Annotated in this window: 21 protein-coding genes; 15 read left to right on the top strand and 6 right to left on the bottom strand. The window is 71.5% G+C overall.

The window, feature by feature from the left end:
* The first annotated feature begins 116 nt into the window (after window positions 1-116).
* On the top strand, window positions 117-1,505 hold the full coding sequence (locus JOE53_RS12130; protein WP_036318153.1) for a glycine--tRNA ligase: 1,389 nt from the start codon (window positions 117-119) through the stop codon (window positions 1,503-1,505).
* Window positions 1,506-1,696: 191 nt separating this feature from the next.
* Window positions 1,697-2,422, top strand: a complete 726-nt coding sequence (locus tag JOE53_RS12125) for a GNAT family N-acetyltransferase (protein ID WP_061683036.1) — start codon at window positions 1,697-1,699, stop codon at window positions 2,420-2,422.
* Between the two features lie 115 nt (window positions 2,423-2,537).
* On the opposite strand, the gene JOE53_RS12120 is transcribed toward JOE53_RS12125, so the two are convergent.
* Entirely contained in the window at window positions 2,538-3,104 is a 567-nt protein-coding gene (locus JOE53_RS12120) for an HhH-GPD-type base excision DNA repair protein (RefSeq protein ID WP_204947870.1), read from the bottom strand.
* 102 nt (window positions 3,105-3,206) lie between these two features.
* Between JOE53_RS12120 and JOE53_RS12115 the strand changes: the two genes are divergently transcribed.
* Window positions 3,207-4,220: an ATP-binding cassette domain-containing protein gene (locus JOE53_RS12115; RefSeq protein ID WP_204947869.1), complete on the top strand. Its 1,014-nt coding sequence runs from the start codon at window positions 3,207-3,209 to the stop codon at window positions 4,218-4,220.
* Complete coding sequence (locus JOE53_RS12110; RefSeq protein ID WP_005047888.1) at window positions 4,217-5,056, top strand: ABC transporter permease; 840 nt, start codon at window positions 4,217-4,219, stop codon at window positions 5,054-5,056. Before JOE53_RS12115 ends, JOE53_RS12110 begins: the two co-directional genes overlap by 4 nt.
* Here JOE53_RS12110 and JOE53_RS12105 read toward each other — a convergent pair.
* Window positions 5,053-7,881 (bottom strand): ATP-binding protein, encoded by a 2,829-nt coding sequence (locus tag JOE53_RS12105; protein WP_061683878.1) that lies wholly within the window; start codon window positions 7,879-7,881, stop codon window positions 5,053-5,055. The genes JOE53_RS12110 and JOE53_RS12105 overlap by 4 nt on opposite strands.
* A 70-nt stretch (window positions 7,882-7,951) precedes the next feature.
* Between JOE53_RS12105 and JOE53_RS12100 the strand changes: the two genes are divergently transcribed.
* The 5 genes from JOE53_RS12100 to JOE53_RS12080 all read left to right on the top strand — a co-directional run bounded on the left by JOE53_RS12100 (window position 7,952) and on the right by JOE53_RS12080 (window position 11,616).
* A complete protein-coding gene (locus tag JOE53_RS12100; RefSeq protein WP_204947868.1) occupies window positions 7,952-9,409 on the top strand; it encodes a protoporphyrinogen/coproporphyrinogen oxidase in 1,458 nt (485 codons plus the stop codon).
* Window positions 9,410-9,518: 109 nt separating this feature from the next.
* Window positions 9,519-9,914: a hypothetical protein gene (locus JOE53_RS12095; RefSeq protein ID WP_061683876.1), complete on the top strand. Its 396-nt coding sequence runs from the start codon at window positions 9,519-9,521 to the stop codon at window positions 9,912-9,914.
* Between the two features lies 1 nt (window position 9,915).
* The gene (locus tag JOE53_RS12090; protein ID WP_005047881.1) at window positions 9,916-10,326 is read left to right on the top strand and encodes a phage holin family protein; all 411 of its coding nucleotides are present in this window, start codon (window positions 9,916-9,918) and stop codon (window positions 10,324-10,326) included.
* Window positions 10,316-10,588, top strand: coding sequence for a hypothetical protein (locus JOE53_RS12085; RefSeq protein ID WP_061683874.1), 273 nt, complete (start codon window positions 10,316-10,318; stop codon window positions 10,586-10,588). Before JOE53_RS12090 ends, JOE53_RS12085 begins: the two co-directional genes overlap by 11 nt.
* A gap of 233 nt (window positions 10,589-10,821) precedes the next feature.
* Window positions 10,822-11,616: a uroporphyrinogen-III synthase gene (locus JOE53_RS12080; RefSeq protein WP_204947867.1), complete on the top strand. Its 795-nt coding sequence runs from the start codon at window positions 10,822-10,824 to the stop codon at window positions 11,614-11,616.
* Between the two features lie 21 nt (window positions 11,617-11,637).
* Here the strand turns inward: JOE53_RS12080 and JOE53_RS12075 are convergent, their stop codons facing one another.
* On the bottom strand, window positions 11,638-12,615 hold the full coding sequence (locus JOE53_RS12075) for an acetylxylan esterase (protein ID WP_204947866.1): 978 nt from the start codon (window positions 12,613-12,615) through the stop codon (window positions 11,638-11,640).
* A gap of 125 nt (window positions 12,616-12,740) precedes the next feature.
* Between JOE53_RS12075 and JOE53_RS12070 the strand changes: the two genes are divergently transcribed.
* Window positions 12,741-13,130: a hypothetical protein gene (locus JOE53_RS12070; RefSeq protein ID WP_204947865.1), complete on the top strand. Its 390-nt coding sequence runs from the start codon at window positions 12,741-12,743 to the stop codon at window positions 13,128-13,130.
* A 7-nt stretch (window positions 13,131-13,137) separates the two neighbouring features.
* On the opposite strand, the gene JOE53_RS12065 is transcribed toward JOE53_RS12070, so the two are convergent.
* Both JOE53_RS12065 and JOE53_RS12060 read right to left on the bottom strand, forming a co-directional pair.
* The gene (locus JOE53_RS12065) at window positions 13,138-13,962 is read right to left on the bottom strand and encodes an ABC transporter permease (RefSeq protein ID WP_204947864.1); all 825 of its coding nucleotides are present in this window, start codon (window positions 13,960-13,962) and stop codon (window positions 13,138-13,140) included.
* Entirely contained in the window at window positions 13,959-15,056 is a 1,098-nt protein-coding gene (locus tag JOE53_RS12060) for an ATP-binding cassette domain-containing protein (RefSeq protein ID WP_204947863.1), read from the bottom strand. Before JOE53_RS12060 ends, JOE53_RS12065 begins: the two co-directional genes overlap by 4 nt.
* A gap of 123 nt (window positions 15,057-15,179) precedes the next feature.
* Here JOE53_RS12060 and JOE53_RS12055 point away from each other — a divergent pair, with 123 nt between their 5' ends.
* The 5 genes from JOE53_RS12055 to JOE53_RS12035 all read left to right on the top strand — a co-directional run bounded on the left by JOE53_RS12055 (window position 15,180) and on the right by JOE53_RS12035 (window position 20,016).
* On the top strand, window positions 15,180-16,247 hold the full coding sequence (locus JOE53_RS12055) for an enoyl-CoA hydratase/isomerase family protein (RefSeq protein WP_204947862.1): 1,068 nt from the start codon (window positions 15,180-15,182) through the stop codon (window positions 16,245-16,247).
* The gene (locus tag JOE53_RS12050) at window positions 16,244-17,080 is read left to right on the top strand and encodes an LssY C-terminal domain-containing protein (RefSeq protein ID WP_204947861.1); all 837 of its coding nucleotides are present in this window, start codon (window positions 16,244-16,246) and stop codon (window positions 17,078-17,080) included. The genes JOE53_RS12055 and JOE53_RS12050 overlap by 4 nt, the downstream gene beginning before the upstream one ends.
* On the top strand, window positions 17,077-17,604 hold the full coding sequence (locus tag JOE53_RS12045; RefSeq protein ID WP_036285676.1) for a hypothetical protein: 528 nt from the start codon (window positions 17,077-17,079) through the stop codon (window positions 17,602-17,604). Before JOE53_RS12050 ends, JOE53_RS12045 begins: the two co-directional genes overlap by 4 nt.
* 8 nt (window positions 17,605-17,612) lie before the next feature.
* Window positions 17,613-18,563 (top strand): DnaJ domain-containing protein, encoded by a 951-nt coding sequence (locus JOE53_RS12040; protein WP_204947860.1) that lies wholly within the window; start codon window positions 17,613-17,615, stop codon window positions 18,561-18,563.
* A 112-nt stretch (window positions 18,564-18,675) separates the two neighbouring features.
* Complete coding sequence (locus tag JOE53_RS12035; RefSeq protein ID WP_233449562.1) at window positions 18,676-20,016, top strand: SLC13 family permease; 1,341 nt, start codon at window positions 18,676-18,678, stop codon at window positions 20,014-20,016.
* A gap of 5 nt (window positions 20,017-20,021) precedes the next feature.
* Here JOE53_RS12035 and JOE53_RS12030 read toward each other — a convergent pair whose 3' ends face one another.
* Window positions 20,022-21,431 carry a serine hydrolase family protein gene (locus JOE53_RS12030; protein ID WP_271171021.1) on the bottom strand — a complete coding sequence of 470 codons (1,410 nt, stop codon included), beginning with the start codon at window positions 21,429-21,431 and terminating at the stop codon, window positions 20,022-20,024.
* Window positions 21,432-21,451 lie beyond the last annotated feature (20 nt).

Genomic DNA, 21,451 nt, shown 5'->3' with positions numbered 1-21,451 from the left:
CGTTAGTCACGGGCCGGCCGGGAAGCCGCAGCGGCGGAAGACTAGAATCGACGGATGCCGGAACTGTCGGCATCCACACCCTTTTCGCATTCGCGACACGACCATTGGAGCCACCTGTGGCCGAGCAGTCCCGCCTCGACAAAGTCATCGCCCTCGCCCGTCACCGGGGTTTCGTCTTCCAGGCCGGGGAGATCTACGGCGGATCGCGGTCGGCCTGGGACTACGGCCCCCTCGGCACGGAGCTGAAGGAGAACATCCGTCGCCAGTGGTGGCAGACGTTCGTGCGGGGACGCGCCGACATGGTCGGCCTCGACTCGAGCATCATCCTGCCCAAGCGCGTCTGGGAGGCCTCCGGCCACGTTGCGACCTTCACCGACCCCCTCGTCGAATGCCTGCACTGCCACAAGCGCTTCCGCGCCGACAACCTCATCGAGGACTTCGAGGCGCGCAAGGGCCGCCCGGCGGAGAACGGCCTCGCCGACATCCCCTGCCCCAATTGCGGCACCAAGGGCCAGTACACCGAGCCGAAGGCGTTCTCCGGGCTGGTGAAGACCTACCTGGGCGTCGTGGATGACGAGTCGGGTCTGTACTTCCTGCGCCCCGAGACCGCGCAGGGCATCTTCGTGAACTTCTCGAACGTGCTCACCGCCTCGCGCCGCAAGCCCCCGTTCGGTGTGGGCCAGGTCGGCAAGGCCTTCCGCAACGAGATCACCCCCGGCAACTTCATCTTCCGCACCCGCGAGTTCGAGCAGATGGAGATCGAGTACTTCACACCGCCCGCCGAGGCGCAGGAGTGGTTCGAGCACTGGGTGGAGGCGTGCTGGAACTGGTTCGTCGACCTGGGCGTCGACCCGGCGAACATGAAGCGGTTCGACGTTCCCGAGGAGGACCGCGCGCACTACTCCGCCGGCACGATCGACGTGGAGTACCGCTTCGGCTTCCCCGGCAAGGAGTGGGGCGAGCTGATGGGTGTCGCCAACCGCACCGACTACGACCTGAAGAGCCACTCCGACGCGTCGGGCCAGTCGCTCACCTTCTTCGACCAAGCCTCGGGTGAGAAGTACACGCCCTTCGTCATCGAGCCGTCCTTCGGCCTCACCCGCGCCATGATGGCCTTCCTCGTCGACGCGTATCGCGAGGAGGAGGTGCCCAACGCCAAGGGCGGCACCGACACCCGTACGGTGCTGGCGCTGGACCCGCGCCTGGCGCCCGTCAAGGTGGCCGTGCTGCCACTGTCGCGCAACGAGCGCCTGTCGCCGCTGGCACGCGAGGTCGCCGACGATCTGCGGGCACAGGGGTGGAACGTCGACTTCGACGACGCCGGCGCCATCGGCCGTCGCTACCGCCGTCAGGACGAGATCGGCACCCCGTTCTGCGTCACCGTCGACTTCGATTCGCTCGACGACCGCGCCGTGACCGTGCGCGATCGCGACACGATGGCGCAGGAGCGCATCGCGCTCGACGAGCTCGTGGGCTACCTCGGCTCGCGCCTGCGGGGCGCCTGAGCCTCGGCATCCCCCGATCCGCCCCGCCCCGCCCCGCGCGCGCCGCCCCGCGCCGCCGCGCCGCGTCTCGGGTCCGCGAGACACCGTCCACGCACCGAGACACGCGTTGTGCACCGGTGTTTCGGTGCGCCGCGCGTGTCTCGCGGCCAGGGGCACGCGGCGGAGCGCGAGAGAGCGGCTACCGTGGAGGCATGGCATCCGGCGCATCCGAGTCCACCCTCAGTATCCGCGACCTCGACACGCTCGACGAGATCTTCGCCGCCCATCGGGTGATCGTGGAGATCTGGGGCGGACGCGACCCCATGCCCGCGCCGCTCATGCGCGCGCTGCAGTACTCGGGCAACTACGTGGTCGGCCTGTACGACGGCGACCGCATCGTCGGCGCCTCCGTCGCGTTCTTCTCCCCGCCGGAGCAGCACGCCATGCACTCCCACGTCACGGGCGTACTGCCGGAGTACCAGCGTCGCGGGTTCGGACGCCTGCTCAAGCAGCAGCAGCGCCAGTGGGCGATCGCCCGCGACATCGGCACGGTCACCTGGACCTTCGACCCGCTTGTGCGCCGCAACGCCCACTTCAACGCCAAGACGATCGGCGTGCGTTTCGTGGAGTACCTCGTCGACCAGTACGGCTCGGCCTACGACGGCGCCGAACTCGACCAGAACGGCCAGGGTGTCGACAGCGACCGCCTCCTGGTCGCGTGGGCGCTCGCGTCGGCTCCGGTGCGTGAGCCGGATGCCGCGGACGTCGTCGCGACCGTCCAGATCCCCGAGGACATCGAGTCTCTGCGTCGCACCGATGCGGCCGAGGCCGCGGCGTGGCGTCTGCGCGTGCGCGAGGAGATGCTGTCGCACTACGGTCGCGGCCTCGTCATCGGTGGTTTCGACGACGAGCGCGGCTACCTGTTCGTGCAGGGCTGACGTCGCGGGTCGGGGCGTTTCGACTCGCCGCGCTCGCTCGACGACCGGTGAGAGCGCAACTTCCGGTCGTTGAGCGACGAGCGCAGCGAGGAGTGGAAACGCGCCTCGCCGGCCGTCAGCCCTTCGCCGCGGCCTTCGCCGCCTTCTTGAACTCGCGCACCTTGGCCAGCGACGCGGGGGAGACGATGTCGGCCACCGAGCGGTAGGAGCCGTCTTCGCCGTAGGCGCCCGCGGCCTCGCGCCAGCCGGCGCCGGTGAAGCCGTACTGCTTGCCGAGCAGGGCGAGGAAGATCTTGGCCTTCTGCTCGCCGAAGCCGGGGAGGGCTTTCAACCGCTTCAACACGGTCGGCCCGTCGGGGTCGCCTTCGGTCCACAGAGCCGCGGCATCCCCGCCCCACTCCTTCTCGAGCGTCTGGCAGAGGGTCTGCACCCGACCGGCCATCGAGCCGGGGTAGCGGTGCACCGCCGGCGACTGCTGGAAGGCGGCGACGAGCGCGTCGGGGTCGTAGCCGGCGATGGTCGCGGCATCCACGGCGCCGATGCGCTCCTGGATCTTCAACGGACCGCTGAACGCCGTCTCCATGGCCACCTGCTGGTCGAGGAGCATGCCGATCAGCAGCGCCAGCGGGTTCTCGGTGAGCAGGGTGTCGGCGGCCGGGTCGTCGGTGATGTGCAGGCTCATCCCTCGAGTGTGTCACCCGCAGACCCGCCGTGACAGCACGGTGACAGCCCCGTCGCCCGCGTGACAGGGGTGCGACAGTGCGCCCGGCGCACAGTGGATGCCATGACCACTTCCACCTCACCATCCACCCTCGCGGTGCGCGCGGAGGGCCTCGTGAAGGTCTTCGGCGACAACCGCGCTGTCGACGGCGTCGACCTGGCCGTCGATGCCGGCACGGTCTACGGCGTGCTCGGTCCGAACGGGGCCGGCAAGACCACCACCATCAACATGCTCGCGACGCTGATGCGTCCCGACGCCGGTCGCGCCGAGATCTTCGGCCACGACGTCTCGCGGGAGCCGAACGTCGTCCGTCAGCTGATCGGCGTCACCGGGCAGTTCGCGTCGGTCGATGAGACGCTGTCGGCGACGGAGAACCTGATGATCTTCGGTCGGCTCCTGGGCCTGACGCGCAGCGAGGCGAAGCGCAAGGCCGAGGACCTCCTCGAGCGCTTCTCCTTGACGGATGCCGCGCGGCGGCCCTTGAAGAAGTTCTCGGGCGGCATGCGGCGTCGACTGGATCTCGCCGCATCGCTTCTGGCCCAGCCTCCGCTCATCTTCCTCGACGAACCCACCACGGGTCTCGACCCGCGCACGCGCGGGCAGATGTGGGACACGATCCGCGAGCTCGTCGCGACCGGCTCCACCGTGCTGCTCACGACGCAGTACCTCGATGAGGCGGATCAGCTCGCCGACCGCATCGCCGTCATCGATCACGGCCGCGTGGTCGCCGAGGGCACGGCCGACGACCTCAAGGCCTCGGTGGGCACGTCGTCGCTGATCCTGCGGATGTCCGATCCCGCCGACGTGGATGACGCCCTGCGCGCGATCGCGCAGGTGCTGGGGGTGCGCGGCACCCTCTCGCCCGAGGCGGCGCGCATCACCGCGCCGATGTCCGACCCCGACCGTGTCACCGATCTGCTGATCACCCTGCGCGAGGCCGGCATCCACCTGACCGAGATGAGCGTGCAGAAGCCGACGCTCGATGAGGTGTTCCTGACCATCACCGGCCGACCGGCGGATGCCGCGGCCACCGACTCCGCGTCTGCCGACGCCGCCTCAGAGGAGGTCCACGCATGAGCGCCATCGCCCCGACCCGCACCGATCTGACGCCCATCACCCCGGCATCCGAGCGCCGGCTCTCCAACCGCACGAGCCTGCGCCAGACCGTCGAGAACACGCTGACGATGGCGTATCGCGGGCTGGTGAAGATCCGTCGCACGCCCGAGCAGCTCGTCGATGTGACGGTGCAGCCGATCATCTTCACGCTGATGTTCGCGTACATCTTCGGCGGCGCGATCGCCGGAAACGTCGAGAGCTACCTTCCGGCGTTGATTCCGGGCATCCTCGTGCAGACCGTCATCACGACCTCGGTCGTGACCGGCACGCAGTTGCGCGAAGACATGGACAAGGGTGTGTTCGACCGCTTCCGGTCGCTGCCGATCGCACGCATCGCTCCGCTGTCGGGCGCGCTGCTGGCCGACACCCTGCGTTATGCGATCGCGACCTCCATCACGTTCGTCGTCGGCTTCCTCATGGGCTACCACCCGGCCGGGGGCTTCGGCGCGGTCCTCGCGGCCGGACTGCTCGTCATCGCCTGCTCGTGGGCCATCAGCTGGATCTTCGCGTTCTTCGGCGTCATCGCTCGCACGGCATCCAGCGTCCAGGGCATCTCGATGCTCATCCTGTTCCCGCTCACGTTCCTGTCGAACGCGTACGTGCCGATCGACTCGCTGCCCGCACCGCTCGCCTGGTTCGCGAGTGTGAACCCGATCTCTCACCTCGTGACCGCGGTGCGCGATCTCGCGAACGCGGGGGTCATCGCAGGGGACTTCTGGGCCTCGCTCTTGGGCGCCGCCGTCATCGTCCTCGTCTTCGCGCCGCTCACGGTGCGGGCGTACATGCGGAAGGCCTAGCGCCCGTCCAGACGATCGACCAGTGCGGTGAGCTCCGCCGGATCGGATGCCGCGGCATCCCGTCCGGCGGCGCTCACCGCATCGCGCACGGGCAGGGCGATCGGGTCGCTGAGGTCGGCGCGCCCCCGCAGCCGGTCGGCCTCGGCGAGTGCCGCCGCCGCATCGCTCAGGCGATCCGCGGCCAGGAACCAGCGGGCGAAAGCGACCGCGACGTCCGACATGATCGGTTGATCGCCCGTGCGGACGGCGACCGGCGCGGCCCGTCGCAGGGCGTCCGCGGCCCCCGCCGCGTCTCCGGTGAGCAGCAGCGCGAGCGCGCGCTTGCTCTCCTGCCACGCGGCGACCTGTGCGGGAAAGCCCGCCAGTGCCTGCTGCTGTTCGAGGCTGCCGGCACGCTCCAGCTCGCGCAGGGCGGCGGCGCCGTCGCCGCGCACCAGCTCGAGCGCGGCTGCCGTCGCGGCGGCCTGGGCGACGGCTCGTTCGGAGCCGTCGGCCCGCGCGCGGGCGAGCATCTGGTCGACGCGCTGCCGGGCCTCGCTCTCGCGACCGAGACGGAGCAGGATCGACACGGAGAGCGCCTGCTGCTGCAGCAGATCGCTGACCGACGTCAGACCCTCGAGCGCCTGCGTCGACTCGTCCGCGATGCGCAGCGACTCCTCCAGGCGCCCCTGCAGCATGAGCCACTCCGATCGCATCTGGCTGGCCAGAGCCGTGCCCCACGCATCGCCGAGGTGCCGGAAGGCATCCAGCGCGCGGCCGCTGGCGTCGCCGAGCCCCTCGATGTCACCGTTGTTCTGCGCGGTGGCCGCGTTCATGACCGCAGCGAACGCCCGGCTCCAGGCGGGGCCGTCCGTCAGATCGCTCTCATCCAGCCGCAGGTACGTCGACCACGGTTCGTCTCCGCGCCGGTCCTGGCGGGCGCGCAGTGCCCCGCGCAGGACGACGGGGAGGACGGCCGCGAGCTCCGAGTCGTACCTCTGCGCGGCCGCGGCGATGCGCGCTACGCTCTGCGTGGACAGGTGCGTGGTCGTCGGATCGAGCATCGTGCGCATCAGCATCGCCATGGCCGCCACCACGACATCCGCCTCGCTGGCGAGGGCGTCGGCGGGGGTCGCGGTCGCGTTCAGAACGGACGTCAGCAGATCGAACCGCTCGCGCAACTGCCAGATCCACAGCTGCGCCCGCGCCAGACGCACCTCGAGTTCGCCGTGACCGACGGAGAAGCGGGTCGCGGCAGCGAGGTTCTCCTCGTTCGCGTCGAACCAGGCGATGGCCGGCCGGGCGGCCGGGGTCCGCAGCGCCCGGTCCTGCGCGAGTGCGAGCTGCGCCATCACGGCGGCCTGGCGTCCGCGAGCGTCCTCCAGCCTGCCCGATCGGTGGAGCGCGTCCAGTCCGTACTCGCGCACGGTCTCCAGCAGGCGGTAGCGGCCGCGGGAGCGCTGCACGAGTGAACGCTCGACGAGGTCGTCGATCGCCGTCTCGGGAAGCCCGAACGCCGCCGTGACCTCGGCCAGGTCCGCGGAGGAGATGCCGTCGGGGAAGACGGCCAACGCGAGCAGCGCGTCCCGCTGCGCGTCGTCGAGCAGGCTCCAGCTCCAGTCGATGACAGCCCGCAGTGTCTGGTGCCGCGGCTCCGCCGTGCGCGGTCCTCGGTCCAGAAGCGCGAATCGATCCGCGAGGCCGTCCTCGATCTCGGCGATCGACAGCACCCGTGCCTTCGCCCCGGCGAGCTCGAGTGCCAGCGGCAGACCGTCCAGGCGCCGTGCGATGCGGGCGACGGCCTCCGTCTCGCCGGCGTCCGGCGCGTGCCCGCGGGCGGCGCGGATGCGCGCGGCCAGCAAGGCCACGGCATCGCCCTCCGGCAGCGATCCCACCGTGACGAACGCCTCGCCAGGAACGCCCAGCGGTTCGCGGCTCGTAGCCAGCAGTCGCAGCGCCGGTGCCACCCGCAAAGCATCGGTCGCCACCTGGGCGGCGTCGCTCACGACGTGCTCGGCGTTGTCGAGCACGAGCAGCAGGGGCCGGCCGGCGAGGGCGGCGAGGGCACGCTCGCGGGAGCCCTGGGCCTGCCCGACAGTGCTCTCGGAAAGGCGGACGCCGCGACCGAGAGCGGTGGCGACGGCATCCCACACGCCCCCCGCGTCGGCCGGTGCCAGCTCGACGAACACCGCGGGCGCGTGACGGCGGGCGAGCTCCAGTGCGAGAGTTGTCTTTCCCGCACCGCCGGGACCGATCAGGGTGAGCAGCCGCTCATCGGTCAGCTGAGCCTCGGCGAGGGCGATCTCGTCGGCTCGCCCGATCAGAGGCGTCAACGCTGCCGGAATGCGTGTGTCGTCCACAGCCCCCACCGTGGGCGCGCCGTGCGGACCCGCGATCCGCTGCGCGTGCGCGCGGTCTTCGAGCAGATCGCGCCGCGCCCAGTCGAAGTCGTCCGGCACCCAGGGGTCCGCCGTCCAGAGATCGAGCGCGTTGCGCGCCAGCGCCGCGGCTCGTTCGGGGTCATCCTCACGGCGGGCCGCCGCCACGAGGTCCTGGAAGCGGGTCAGGTCGATCTCTTCCCGGCCGAGCGTCAGACGGTAGCCGCCGGACACCGCCTCGATCGTCGCCGAGCCGAGGGCGCGGCGCAGACGCGAGACGAGGGACTGCACCGCGGCGCGCGGATCGTCGGGTGCATCGACCGGCCAGAGGTCGTCCGCCAGTGCTCGCACGGACACCGCGGCGCCCGCATCGACCGCGAGACGGAACAGCAGGCTCTCCTGCCCGCGACCGCGCGCCGGAAGAGGCCCGGCATCCCACGCCGGTCCGCCGAAGTAGGTGAGCCGCACGGCTCCACTCTAGGTGCGAGGCGCCACCTCCCTTCCGGCCCTCTCCACGACGCGGTGAAAGGATGGGGGCGTGTCCGACAAGCCTGCCGCCGACCTCGCCGACCGTGCCCGCACCACCCGGGTCGTGGTGATCGGTGGGGGGATCGCAGGTCTGGTCGCCGCGTGGGAGTGCGCTCGCATCGGCATGCCCGTCACGCTCATCGAACAGCAGCCCCGGCTCGGCGGCCGGATCGAGACGGACGAGCTGGACGGCGTCACCGTCGATCTGGCCCCCGAAGCGTTCTCGCTCTCGGCGCCCGCGCTCGCCGGCCTCCTCGACGAGCTGGGACTGCGCGCCGAGGTGGAGCCGGCGCGCGAGGGCTCGGTCGCAGTGGCGCTCGCCACCCCCGGTGGCCCACGCGTGGTCACGCTGCCACCGAATCGGGCCGGCATCCCGGCCAACGTGTGGGCCGAACCGGTGCGCGCCCTCGTGGGCGGTCGGGGGGTGTGGCGGGCCTACCTCGATCGGTTGCGGCCTCCGTTGACCATCGGTCGTGAGCGCAGCCTGGGTGCGCTCGTGCGCTCACGCATGGGCGCGCGCCTGCGTGATCGCCTCGTCGCCCCCCTCACTCTCGGCACCTGGGGTGTCGATCCCGACCAGATCGATGTGGACCTCGCCGTTCCCGGCCTCAGCGCCGCGCTGACCCGCGCGGGCTCGCTCGCCGGCGCGGTCGGCCAACTGCTGCCCGACGACGCCGCGACGACAGGTCCGCGCCGGGCGCGGTTGCGAGGCGGGCTGACACAGCTGGTCACGGCGCTCACCGAGCGACTGCTGCTGCTCGACGCCGACCTGCGGGTGAACCACCGCGCACGGGGCCTGACGCGAACGCCGGACGGCTGGCTGGTCCATCTCGACCCCGCGGACCCGCGGGACGAGGCCGAGCTTTCCTCCGCGCAAGAGTCCGCGGAGCCGCTGCCCGCGGATATCGTCGTGCTGGCCGCCGGGGCGGCGACCTCCGCCGCCCTCCTGCGTGAGCACGGCATCGTCCTCGAGGCTGCGCCCCTGCCCGTGCGCGACGTCGTGACCCTCGTGATGGATGCCGGGACCGCCGCCTCCGACGGTCCCGCGACGATCTATCCCGTGCCGGGAGCGATGGCGGCGGCATCCGTCATCGACGTCGGCTCCGCGTGGGCGGGTGTGCGTGCCCACGCCGGGCCCGGTCGGCGGGTGCTTCGGCTGACCTTCGATGCGGCACCGGCGGACGATGCCACCGACCTCATCGCACGCGCCGCCGCCGACGCTGCGCAGTTGTGGCCCGGAATCGGAGGCGTTCGCGCGGCTGCGCAACGGCGTGCGACGCTCGCACCGCCGGCGTCCGTCCTCGGTCACGCCCAGCGCACCGCGGCGACCCGTGCGGCGATCGGTCGTCGGCACGGTCTCATCGCGGTCGGCGAGGACCTCGCCGGCGGGGGCGTATCCGCCATCGTCGCCGACACTCTCGCCGAGGTGGAACGCGTCCGCCACGACGTGCTGTGGACGCGCTCCTAGCACACACCTCCCGTCAGGGACAGCCCCGGGGCCGGAGGATGCCGGAATCGGAATATTGCGACTACTCTGGAGTCACGAAGCACTCCCAGCACGGACGTGAGGAGACGCCATGAAGGGCAAGATCGGAATCGTCGTGGGACTCGCCGCGGGCTACGTGCTCGGGTCGCGCGCCGGCCGCGAGCGCTACGAGCAGATCAAGGCGGGGTACCTCAAGATCTGGAACACCGCCCCGGTGCAGAAGCAGGTCGCCGCCGTCAAGGACCTCGGCAAGAGCGCCGCCCTCGCCCTGCCGAGCGCCCTGTGGGATGGAGCGGTCAAGGTCACCCGTGCGGCGAGCCGCAACGGCACGCCGGGGCAGAAGCTCGACTCCGCGATCCGCGCGGGCCGGGCCTCGGCCGACGAGGTCACCCGCGGAGCGGAGAAGACGGCCGCAGAAGTGAAGAAGGCCGCCGACAAGGCCGTCGCGGACGCGAAGACCGCGGCCAAGAAGGCAGCGGACGACTGACATGGCGACGCCTCGGGGATTCCGCGACCGCGCCGATGACAGCCTGCTGACTCTCGTCGGCGAGGTGCCGGAGCTCGTCCGCAACCTGGTGGTCGCCGAGATCGACTCGGCCAAGACGTGGGCCAAGAAGGCGGGCAAGGATGCCGGCATGGGCGGCGTCTGGTTCATCGTCGCTCTGTTCTTCCTCTTCTGGTCGCTGCCGGCGCTGGCCGCTTTCGCCATCATCGGCCTGTCGTCGTGGATGCCGGCCTGGCTTGCCAGCCTCATCGTCGTCGTCATCGCGCTCGTCGGAGCCGCCGTGTTCGCGTGGCTGGGGCTCCTGCGTTTCAAGCATCTGAGTCGTTCGACCAACCCCGTCGACGCCGTGAAGGTCGACGCGCGCATCGTGAAGGACGTGGCCGATGAGTTCTGACCAGCTGATTCCGCGCACCGCCGTCGCCCTCGGCATCACCGATCCGGTGGAGAGCGCGCGTGCGGAGCTGAAGGCCGCTCTGGCGGCGATCGAGGTCAAGGCGAACGTGCCCAAGCGGGTCGCGCAGGCCACCGATCGCGGGGTCGCCGACGCGCGTCGCTTCGCGCGGCGCCATCCCACGCAGGCCTCGCTCGCCGTGCTCGGTGCGGCTGCCGTCGTGGGACTGACCGTCTGGGGAATCGTCCGCGCCTACACGCGCTGAGTACCCCGTGGGGCGCGCCCGCGCGCGTTCTGACCCGCGCCGCGGGCGCTGTCAACCCCGTGTTCGAGCTATGCGTCGCCCGGGGTATGCTCGTGTCTCAGGCAGCGGCAATGGTGCGCAAGCTGCCGGCAACGATGACCCGAGCCGCGCAGCCATCGCGTTCGTGCGTGCACGAGCGCCGTTGCCGGATGCGCGAAACCGTGCGTCCCGACTGAGCTTCACGAAAGTCGAGCATGATTCCTGATCCGCACGCCGCCCAGCCCCTCAAGGGGTGGCGTGTGCTCGTTCCGCGCGGGGGGCCCTGGGGCGACTCCGTGGCGGCGACGCTGCGGGCGCAGGGTGCTGTGCCGGTCATCGCTCCCCTCATCAACTTCGCGCCCTCGACCGATCAGGCAACGCTCGAGCAGGCGCTCGCCGATCTCGCCGCCGGGGCTTTCGACTGGGTGACCCTCACCAGCGCCACCACGGTCGACGTCCTCTACGCCTACCGCGCCGTCATCCCCGCCTCCACTCGCGTCGCCGCGGTGGGCGAGACGACGGCCGCGGCGCTCGCCGCGGTTGGCTATCGCGTCGACCTCGTCCCCGACGAGGACAACTCGGCGGCCGGGATGGCCTCGCAGCTGATCGAGCTCGAGCCCGCGCCGCGGCGCATCCTTACGCTGCGCAGCGAGATCGCCAAGCCGGTACTCACGCGCCGCCTCACCGAGGCGGGGCACGGCGTGCGCAGCGTCGTCGCCTACCGCACGGTGGGTGTGCCGGTCACCGAGCGGATCGCCCACGACGTCGCGAGTGGCCGTATCAACGCGATCCTCGTCACCAGCGGCTCGGTCGCCGAACAGGTACGGCTGCAGTTCCCGGAGATCCCCGACGCCACCGTGATCGCCGCCATCGGACCGCGCACCGCGAAGGACGCCCGCAAGGTGGGTCTCGGCGTGAGCGCGGTGGCGCGGGAGCAGACCGTCGAGGGGCTCATCACCGCGGTGTCGAACTTCCCCTTGCCGCACGCCAAGGACGAGTTCCACCTCTGACGCGCGGTCCGCGCGCGGACCTCAGCCGAGGATCTGCGCGAGGAAGCGCGCCTGCTCCTCCCATTGGAAGGCCTGACCGCCTTCGTGCTCGTTGAAGTCGTAGACGCGGATCTGCTTGTCGCCGCGGTCGACGTGGTTGTAGGCGGCGAAGACGGTCGAGGGCGGGCACACCGGGTCGAGCAGGCCGACGGAGAACAGCGCGGGCGCACTCAGGCGGCGAGCGAAGTTGACGCCGTCGAAATAGGAGAGCGTGTCGAGCACCCGCTGCGTGGCGCCCCGGTGCACCGACAGGTAGCGCACCACCTCGTGGTACGGCTCGCGGTCTGTCATCCCGATCGCGCGCTCGAAATGGCAGAGGAACGGCACGTCGGGCATGACCGCGACGAGGCCCTCGCTCAGCGCGGCCGCGGCCAGCGTGATGCCGCCCCCCTGGCTGCCACCGGTGACGGCGATGCGCGCGGCATCCACCCGGGGAAGGGTGCGGGCGGCGTCGATGAGGCGCACGGCGTCGGTGAACACGCGGCGGTAGTAGTAGTCCTCGGGTGATTCGATGCCGCGGGTCATGTAACCGTTGGTCGAGGGTCCCGTGCCGTGCGGATCCGGTGTCGCGCCCGGAGCGCCCCAGGTGGATCCCTGTCCACGCGTGTCCATGAACAGATGCGTGTAGCCGGCCGAGGCCCAGCCGAGCCGCTCGGTCGGAAGCCCGCGACCTCCGCCGTACCCGTTGAACTCGATGACCGTCGGCAGTGCCGCGGCGTCGTCGGAGCGTCGGGGCGTGTGCAGCCACGCCTTCACGGGTTCGCCGGCGAACCCCGGGAACGTCACGTCGAACACGTCGATGGTGCTCAGCACGGTCTCCACCGGCTCGACGATGATCTCGCCGCCGACGGCGCGCGACTGCGCGATCGTCCGCGCCCAGAACTCGTCGAAGTCGGCCGGCTCGCGCACCGCGGGACGGAACGCTTCGAGGGCGGGGAGATCGAGATCGAATCGAGGCATCGGGGATTCCGTGTCGGGTGACGCCGGCGCATCGCGGCCGACGTTCCACGATATCGCCCGCGCCGAGACCGGATCGTTGCGGGGCTGTGAGCATCCGCACATGGTCGCGCTGGCAGACTGAAGTCATGGTGACCCTGCTGCTCGATTCGACGCAGCTCGAGGTCGTGCTGTCGGGCGTCGAACGCGCCCTGTCGCGGCGATCGGAGAGCGTGCGCGTCGACAGGTCTCACATCCTCCGGGTGCAGCTGACCGACGACGCCTGGACCTGGCTGCGCGGAGTGCCCAGCCCCGGCACGCAGGTGCGGGGCGCCGTCGCGATGGGAACCTGGCGCTCCGCGAGCGGCAACGACTTCGTGCTGGTGCGCCGACGTCGCCGGGCGGTGGTCGTCGATCTGTCCGAGGATGCCGAGTTCGAACGCCTCGTGCTGACGACTCGTCACGGCGTCGCCCTCGTCCAGGCATTGCGTCTGGACGGCGACGACGCGTCGGACGTCGTCGAACTCGCCGACTCCTGACGGCGGGTCAGGCGACGTCGCGCCGCCAGCTCGTCAGATACCCGAGGCCGACGGACACCACGGCATAGCCGAGCAGGACCATGCCTCCGCCCCACCACGCGAGAGGGACAGCCCCGCCGGCGCCCATCGTCGCGTAGATGCTGGTGCCGACCAGGGCGTCCGAGGCCGCGCCCGGCAGGTAGGCGGTCACCCCCGACACGCCGTCGACCAGCGTCGCCACGGTGCGCGCGATGGGCTCGACGAACTGCGTGAACGCCAGCACGCCGACGACGGCGGCGACTTGATTGCGCACGAGGGTGCCCACGCCGACGCCGATCAGCGTCCACAGAACGAAACTCGCCACGATGCGCCCGATCATCGCCCAGGTGTCGGTCTCGCCCAGCCGCGTGTCGACGCCGAACGCCGCGAGCGCCGCCGCTCCGATCCCGACCGCCGCGACGAGCGCGACGGCGGCGTACAGCACGCCCATGACGACTGCGGCGGCCAGCTTGCCGACGAGGGCGATCCCGCGTCGCGGCGTGGCCAGGAACGTCGGCGTCAGCGTCTTGTGCCGGAACTCGTTGGTCACCAGGAGGGTGCCGATGAGCAGGGGGAAGACGTAGCCGACGGAGGTGGCGAGGCTGTAGATGAGCGGAGGAAGGCTCGCCGGCGACACCCGGGCACCGCTCGTCGTGCCGCCGGGCAGCGTGCCGCTTGCGACCGCGCCGAACACGGCGGACAGGCCGCCGGCGGTCACGCCGACATAGGCGAGCAGCACGACGGCGAGAACCCACCACATCGCCGTGGTGAACTGCTTCGTGAGTTCCGACCGGGACGCGTTGACGAGGCTCATCGCGGGTCTCCTTCCTCGGCGGCGACCGTGTCGCTGGGGTCGTCCTCGACCGCGTGGATGTACTCGGCGTCCTCGACGCCCGGCTCTGCGTCCTCCGGTGCGGCCGCGGCCGGAACGGCAGCGGCCGTGAGCGGCGGCGTGAGCGGGTCCGGAGCCGATGCCGCCGGAGCCGCTGGAGCCGCCGGCGTCGGCGCCTGCACCCGCGTGCCGTTCACCAATTCGAGGAACACCTCCTCCAGCACCGGGCCGCGCCGCTGCAGGTGCGACAGGGCGACTCCGGCCGCCGCAGCGATGGCACCGAGATGGGCCGGCTCGGCGCCGCGCACGGAGAAGCCCGAGCGCAGGGGCGTGTACGCGATGCCCGCGGCATCCAGAGCATTCGCCAGCGCCGTGCGGTCGGGGGCATCGATGACCGTCGCCACGTCGTCCGCGCCGACCAGGTCGCCGATATCGCCCTCGAACACGAGCCGGCCGCGGGAGATGACCAGCAGCGCCGACACCGTCTGCTGCACCTCGGCGAGCATGTGCGAGGACACCAGCACCGTTCGTCCCTCGCTGGCCAGCTGGCCGAGGAAGCCGCGCAGCCACTTGATCCCCTCGGGGTCCAGACCGTTCGCGGGCTCGTCGAGCACCAGCACGCCGGGGTCTCCGAGCAGCGTGTAGGCCAGGCTGAGGCGCTGTCGCATGCCGAGCGAGAAACCGCCCACCTTGCGACCGGCGGCGTCGGCGAGCCCCACGAGGCCCAGGACCTCGTCCACTCGTCCGCGCGGGAGCCCGGCGGCCTGCACGGCGACGGTGAGGTGGCCGGCGGCGGTGCGCCCGGGATGGAAGCTGGAGGCCTCGAGTGCGGCGCCGACGGTCTGCAGCGGATGGCGCAGCTCCGAGTACCGCCGGCCGCCGATGGTGGCGCTGCCGGAGGTGGCGCGCACGAGCGCGAGCAGGATGCGCAACGACGTGGTCTTGCCCGCGCCGTTGGGGCCGAGGAAGCCGGTGACCCGTCCGGGCTCGACGCGGGCGGTGAAGTCGTCGACGGCGCGGACCGCACCGAATGTCTTCGTGAGCCCACGGAACTCGAGGAGGTGTCCTTCGGGCATCGTCATCCTCTCGTCATCGCCGACCATCGTCGGCCGTTGCCTCCATCCTGCCCGATCGGCCCGCGCCGGCCGGGTGCCCGCGCGGGAGGCGCCGAGACCGACGGCGCGGGTAACGTTGCGAGCGTGAGCGATGCCGCCGAACCCACCGTGCTGGTCCGCACCGTCCGGGGAGTGGGTCACCTGACCCTCAACCGTCCACGGGCCATCAACGCACTCGACCTGGGCATGATCGAGATCATCTCCGATGCCCTGGATCGCTGGGAGCACGACGCCGACATCGAGGTGGTGCTGCTGGACGGTGCGGGCGAGCGGGGCCTGTGCGCCGGAGGAGACGTGCGGGGCCTTCGAGAGTGGATCCTCGCGGGACGCGTCGAGGAGACGGCGCACTTCTTCCGCGCCGAGTACGCCCTGAATCTGCGTATCGCCACGTATCCGAAGCCGGTCGTCGTCGTCGCCGACGGCGTGACGATGGGCGGCGGCATCGGACTGGCAGGCCATGCGGCGGTCCGCGTCGTCACCGAGCGCTCGCGGCTGGCCATGCCCGAGACACGGATCGGTTTCACGCCGGATGTGGGTGGCTCGTGGCTGCTGGCGCACGCGCCAGGGCGGCTCGGCGAGTATCTCGCGCTCACCGGTGAGTCGATGGATGCCGCGGACGCCCTCGCCGCCGGCTTCGCCGATGCGCTGGTGCCGAGCGAGCGGATCGGAGACCTCCGCGGCGCGCTCGCCGATCGTGCCGATCCGGCGACCCCGGCCGAGATCGTGCTGCTGTTCGACGAGACGCCGGGGCCGTCGCGGCTCGTCGCGGCCCGTTCGTGGATCGACGATGCCTTCGCCGCCGACACCGTCGCCGAGATCATCGCGCGGCTGCGTGAGCGGCCCGAGCCGGATGCCGTCGCCACCGCCGAGACGCTCGCGGCGCTCGCGCCGACCGCGCTGACCGTGACGCTGGCCGCCGTGCGCACTGCCCGGCGGTTGCCGGATCTCCGCGCCGCGCTCGCGCAGGAGTACGGGCTCGTGCTGTGGTTCGCCCAGACCCAGCCCGACCTGCCCGAGGGCATTCGCGCGCAGCTGGTCGACAAGGACCGCGACCCGCACTGGCATCCGGCCGCGTTCGACGACCTCGAGGACGGGCTGGCAGAGCGGGCGCTGGCGTTCGAGCCGCCATTGGCGCTGTGGGCGCCGCGATGACGCGCACGCGCGCGCACCGCAGGTGGTCGATCGGCGTCGCGATCGACCAGTTCTTCTTCGTCTTCGCGGGGCTGGCGGCCATCTGGCTCGCCTATCTGGGCTTCACCGAGAGCTTGACGGTCGGGTGGTGGGGCATCCTCGGCTTCCTGCTGTTCTGGTTGCTGCTGGCCTACCTCGTCCTGCCCCGACTGCATCGGATCCTCACGACGATCTACGTGCCCGACTACTTCATCGGACGTGCGCGCACGAGTGACGGCCTTCTCGGCGATCCGGTCAACCTCGCCTTTCTGGGAGAGGGCGCGCAGATCGAGCGAGCGATGCGGGCATCGGGGTGGACGAAGGCAGATCCCGTCACCTTCGCGTCGTCGAGGCGCATCGTGACCTCGACCCTGCGCCGCCGCAGCTACCACGAGGCTCCGGTGAGCCCCCTGTTCCTCTTCGGTCGCCAACAGGACTTCGCCTACCAGCAGGAGGTCGACGGCAATCCGGCTCAGCGCCACCACGTGCGCTTCTGGAAGTGCCCGGACGGCTGGCTGCTGCCCGGAGGCCGGCGCGTCGACTGGTTGGCTGCGGGCACGTTCGACACCTCGGTGGGCCTGTCGCTGTTCACCCTGCAGGTCACCCACCGCATCGACGCCGACACCGACGTCGAGCGCGATCACATCGTCTCCACTCTCCGAACCGGCGAGCCGGCCGTGCGGGTGGACGTGATCGCGGACTTCTCCACGGGCTACCACGCCCGCAACGGCGGCGGCGACAGCATCCGCACCGACGGTGACCTGCCCGTGGTCGACGTGCGTGCGGTGGCCGTCGCGGAGGAGGCGGGCGCATGAACGAGCACCGTCCGATGCGGCCGGAGCGCCGACCGTCCTACGAGCCGGTGACCCGACTGCTGCAGCCGGTCGCCCGCGACCCGAAGATGCCGCGTCCGTCGACGACGGTGGCGGGTGCGGCGCTGGTGCTGCTGAGCGCCGTCGTCGGGATCGCCTCGATGGTCGAGCTGGGGCTGAACTGGCACAGCTACGCCAGCCAGCTCGTCCTGGACCTCGACGGCGTCGACGTCACGCCGGATCTGGCGGACGCCTCCCTCGCCGTTCTGCTGGCCGTCGTCGGCGTCGGGGTCGCGATCCAGCTCGTGTGCGCGATCCTGCTCTTCCTCGGCAGCAATCTCGCGCGCGTCGTCGTGATGAGCGTCGCGACCCTGTCGATCGCCACCACTTTCGCGAGCTGGTGGGCGCGGGATCAGGAGATCACCCTGTTCACCACGCTGCCCACGCTGGCGCTCGACATCCTCGTGCTGCTCGCCCTGTCCAGCCGCAGCGCCGCCGCCTACGCCCGCCGCAACGAGAAGCGCTGAGAGGTCCCGTGTTCGACAGTCCGCTCTCCGCGTCCGCCTACGAGGTGCTCGGCGTCGCCCCGGATGCCGCGGAGGAGGACCTCCGCAAGGCGTATCGACTGCGGCTGCGTCAGACGCATCCCGACACCGGGGGCGACGCCGCCCGCTTCGTCCAGGTCCAGCGCGCCTGGGAGCTCGTCGGCACGGCCGATGCCCGCGCGTCCTACGATCGCGGGCACGGGTTCGGCACGGACGCGCCGTCGTACGCTCCGGCGGGTGACGGTCGCGGCGACGGTGCGGGAAGCTGGCGCCCGCCGGCGCGCAGCGCCGACACGCGTCCCCGCGCGAGATCGTTCGGTCAGCCCGGCGGGTGGCGACGCGAACGCTACCTCGATCTCATCCGCGAGTGGGCGGGCCGGGGCACGGAGATCTCCGATCCGTACGATCCGGCGCTCGTGCGGGCGGCTCCGCGAGAGCTGAAGCGCATGCTGGCGGATGCCCTCGCCGAGGAGGCGAGCGCCCGCGTGATCGGCGAGCTGGGGATGGGCTACACGGTCTGGCACGATGTCGCCGTCGACCCGCGTGATCCGTCGCTCAAGGTGGACCACATCGTGCTCGGGCCGAGCGGCCTCTACGCCGTGCTCAGCGAGGATCTCGGAGGGCCGGTGCGCCTGCGGCGCGGCGAGCTCATCGGCGAGGGCGTGGACGGCTCGCCGATCGCCGACCTGGTCGCGGGCGCCCGGGTGCTGGCACGCGCCGCCCGCGTCCGCTTCAGCGGTGCGATCGTCGTGCTCCCCGACGACGACCTCGTGAGCACCATCGAGGAAATCGGCCGCGTGCGCTCTCTGCCGGTGGCGGTCGTCGTGCGCTCGGCTCTCGCGACGATCCTCCGACGGGGCCTGAGCGGCGCTCGCGACATCGGCGGCAACGAGCTGTTCGACGTGCGGACGCGCCTGCAGCAGACCGTGCGCTTCGTGTGATCCGCTGAGCGGCGCGCGGGCGCCGTCTAGGGTGAGGACATGGCCCCCGCCGGCTGGACCTTCGTGATCCTCGGGCTCGCGGTCATCGCGTTCGTCAGCGGCAAAGGTCCCGTTGGCGCTCGTCGCCGTAGGTGTCGCGCTCGCGCTCTGGGCCACCGGGGTGCTCACCCTCCCGGAGGCGTTCGCGGGCTTCGGCGACCCCACGGTGCTGTTCATCGCGTCGCTGTTCGTCGTGAGCGAGGCGCTGGATGCGACGGGTGTCACGGCCTGGCTCGCATTCGCCGCCACTGCGGGCTCGCTGCTCACCCTCACCGGCACGCCCGTGAACATCGTCGTCAGCGAGGCTGCGGTCGCCGCCGGAGGCCGGGAGTTCGGCTTCTTCGAGTTCGCGCTCGCCGGCATCCCTCTCGTGGTGTGCACCGTCGTCATCGTCGCGCTCGGCGGAGGACGGCTGCTGCCGTCTCGTTCCGCCGACCGTCTGAGCGATCTCGCCCCCGATCCGCGTGAGCACGCCCAGACCCTCCGCGACAGCTACGACGTCGACCTCGACACCGCGCGCCTGTTCAGCGTGCGGGAGGGTGTCGCCGAGGTGCTCGTCGCGCCGCGCTCGCGGCTCATCGGCCGCACCGTGTCGGTGGGAATGACGACACGCGACGAGAACCTGGTGATCCTGGCGGTGCGCCGCGGAGACGACGACGGACCGAACGCGTCGCGGGGGACCGGCGTCGCCGGCGCTCTCGTGCTGCAGGCGGGCGACGCGGTGCTCGTCCAGGGACCGTGGGCGGCACTGACGCGCTACGCGCAGTCGCCGGACGTCATCGCGGTCACGCCGCCGCAGACGCTGCAGCGCGCGGTGCCCTGGGGGCGCGGGGCCAAGCGCGCGATCGGCATCCTCGCGGTCATGGTCGTGCTCCTGGCGACCGGTCTGGTCCCGGCCCCGGTGGCGGGACTGCTGGCCGCCGGCGCTCTCGTGCTCACCGGTGTGCTGACCGTCCCGCAGACCTATCGGTCCATCTCGTGGACGACGGTCATCCTCATCGCCGGCATGATCCCCCTGTCCTCCGCCTTCGTGTCCACGGGCGCCGCCGACGTCTTCGCCGCCGCCGTGCTGCGCGTCATCGGTTCCGGCTCACCGCAGGTGGCGCTGCTCGTGCTGTGCCTGCTGACCATGGTGCTCGGACAGTTCATCTCGAACGTCGCCACGGTCCTGGTGGTGATCCCGATCGCCGTCGCGATCTCGCAGACGCTCGGCGTCAGCGTGCAGCCGTTCATGATGGCGCTGACGGTCGCCGGTGCGGCGGCCTTCCTCACCCCCGTCGCGACGCCCGTCAATCTCATGGTGATGCAGCCCGGCGGCTATCGGTTCGGCGACTACGGCAAGCTGGGGCTGCCCCTGATGGTCGTGTATCTCGCCGTCGCCGTGCTCTACGTCCCGCTGATCTGGCCGTTCTGAGGGGCTCAGCCGGCGAGACCCCACAGCTGCAGGGGATGGGTGAGCCGCCACCACGCGTCGGGGTCGGGGATGTCCGCGGTCAGATGGACGCCCACGGTGACCGCATCCAGAGGTCCGCGCACGAGGACCTGGCCGACGGGGGCGTTCGCCGTTCGGGCGCTCCCGAGGTCGAGGGTGGTCGTCGCCGTCGCGGCGGCACCGTTCCAGAGGATCACGGCCGCGTCGGCATCCGTCACGATGTTCGCCGTCGCGCCCCATGCCGTGCTGACGACGCCGGCGAGGGTGCCGGCCGGCATGGTCTTGGGCGTCGAGACCTCCGCCGCGACCTCCGTCAGCAGGCGCGCCGTCTCCTGGTCCCGCGCCTCGCCGGTGGGCTGACCGAGCGCCGTGGCGTAGACCCGCACCGTCGTGGTGCCGACGGTGATGTCCTTCGCGGCGAGCAGGTTGTAGAACGCCGCCAGGCTGCCTGTCTTCAGTCCCACCACGCCGGGATCGCTCAGCAGATCGTTCGTGTTGGTGACCTCGCCCGCGCCGGGCAGCTCGACCGTGCGGGTGCGGGCGATCTCCGCGACCACCGGGTGGGCGAGGGCGAGCTGCGCCAGGGTGACCAGGGCGGCCGGCTCGGCGGTGTTGGCGGGGTCGATTCCCGTCGGCTCCGACAGCGTGATGGCCCCGAGGCCGTGCCGGTCCAGCCATGCTCGCGCGGCCCGGGCGAAGACCTCGTCGGTCGGCCAGAGCGAGCTCGCGAGCCGGTTCGTGTAGTTGCCGGCCGAGCCCATGAGGATGCCCTGCAGCATCTGGTACTCGGTGAGCGAACCGCCGACCGGGACGTCGAGGGCCGACTCGTCTTCGGACAGGTAATCCCAGTAGGTGTCGCGGTCGCGTGAGGTGAAGGTGAACTCCGGGCCGCTCTGCCCGACCGCGAGCGGCATCTCGTCGAGGATCATGAGTACCGTGACCACTTTCGAGGTGCTCGCCATCGAGACGGGAGCCGGCGAGGATGCCGCGACGGCATCGATGCCCGCCACGCCCGCCGCACCGGCCCCCGCGGCGGGCCAGGTCACCGCCGACGCCGTCGCGACGGGCCCGTCGGGCGTGATCTCGCGCACGGTCGGCGCGACGGCCCACAGCGGCCACAGGAGCGTCGCAGCCGCGTAGGCGCCGCAGACCCCGACAGCGGTGAGCAGCGGCACGACCACGCCGGCGCGCAAGGGCGAACGCCGCGGACGCCTCTGCAGCAGGTCGGGCGCGGCGGTGGAGGCCGCCGACGTGTCCACCGCGCCGGTGACGGTCTCCTCGTCGACCCAGGCGAGCGCGCGGCGGCCCGCGCGATTGCGGACGACGATGGTCTCGGTCGGGGCGGTGCTCTCCCGCAGCGCGCGGCGCGACGGCGGGGGCGCGTCGTCCGAGGTCACCCGCCCAACGTACCCGTTCG

Origin of the sequence: Microbacterium laevaniformans, assembly GCF_016907555.1 — a bacterium.
GTDB lineage: Bacteria > Actinomycetota > Actinomycetes > Actinomycetales > Microbacteriaceae > Microbacterium > Microbacterium laevaniformans.
Note: the sequence above shows the minus strand (reverse complement) of the source record. Positions and strands in the feature narration are given on the sequence as shown.

Bases quoted from the DNA above. Each gene is read 5' to 3' on its own strand.
- JOE53_RS12125 (WP_061683036.1), top strand. From the start codon at position 1,697: ATGGCATCCGGCGCATCCGAGTCCACCCTCAGTATCCGCGACCTCGAC.
- JOE53_RS12120 (WP_204947870.1), bottom strand. From the start codon at position 3,104: ATGAGCCTGCACATCACCGACGACCCGGCCGCCGACACCCTGCTCACC.
- JOE53_RS12115 (WP_204947869.1), top strand. From the start codon at position 3,207: ATGACCACTTCCACCTCACCATCCACCCTCGCGGTGCGCGCGGAGGGC.
- JOE53_RS12110 (WP_005047888.1), top strand. From the start codon at position 4,217: ATGAGCGCCATCGCCCCGACCCGCACCGATCTGACGCCCATCACCCCG.
- JOE53_RS12095 (WP_061683876.1), top strand. From the start codon at position 9,519: ATGAAGGGCAAGATCGGAATCGTCGTGGGACTCGCCGCGGGCTACGTG.
- JOE53_RS12090 (WP_005047881.1), top strand. From the start codon at position 9,916: ATGGCGACGCCTCGGGGATTCCGCGACCGCGCCGATGACAGCCTGCTG.
- JOE53_RS12085 (WP_061683874.1), top strand. From the start codon at position 10,316: ATGAGTTCTGACCAGCTGATTCCGCGCACCGCCGTCGCCCTCGGCATC.
- JOE53_RS12080 (WP_204947867.1), top strand. From the start codon at position 10,822: ATGATTCCTGATCCGCACGCCGCCCAGCCCCTCAAGGGGTGGCGTGTG.
- JOE53_RS12075 (WP_204947866.1), bottom strand. From the start codon at position 12,615: ATGCCTCGATTCGATCTCGATCTCCCCGCCCTCGAAGCGTTCCGTCCC.
- JOE53_RS12070 (WP_204947865.1), top strand. From the start codon at position 12,741: ATGGTGACCCTGCTGCTCGATTCGACGCAGCTCGAGGTCGTGCTGTCG.
- JOE53_RS12065 (WP_204947864.1), bottom strand. From the start codon at position 13,962: ATGAGCCTCGTCAACGCGTCCCGGTCGGAACTCACGAAGCAGTTCACC.
- JOE53_RS12060 (WP_204947863.1), bottom strand. From the start codon at position 15,056: ATGCCCGAAGGACACCTCCTCGAGTTCCGTGGGCTCACGAAGACATTC.
- JOE53_RS12050 (WP_204947861.1), top strand. From the start codon at position 16,244: ATGACGCGCACGCGCGCGCACCGCAGGTGGTCGATCGGCGTCGCGATC.
- JOE53_RS12045 (WP_036285676.1), top strand. From the start codon at position 17,077: ATGAACGAGCACCGTCCGATGCGGCCGGAGCGCCGACCGTCCTACGAG.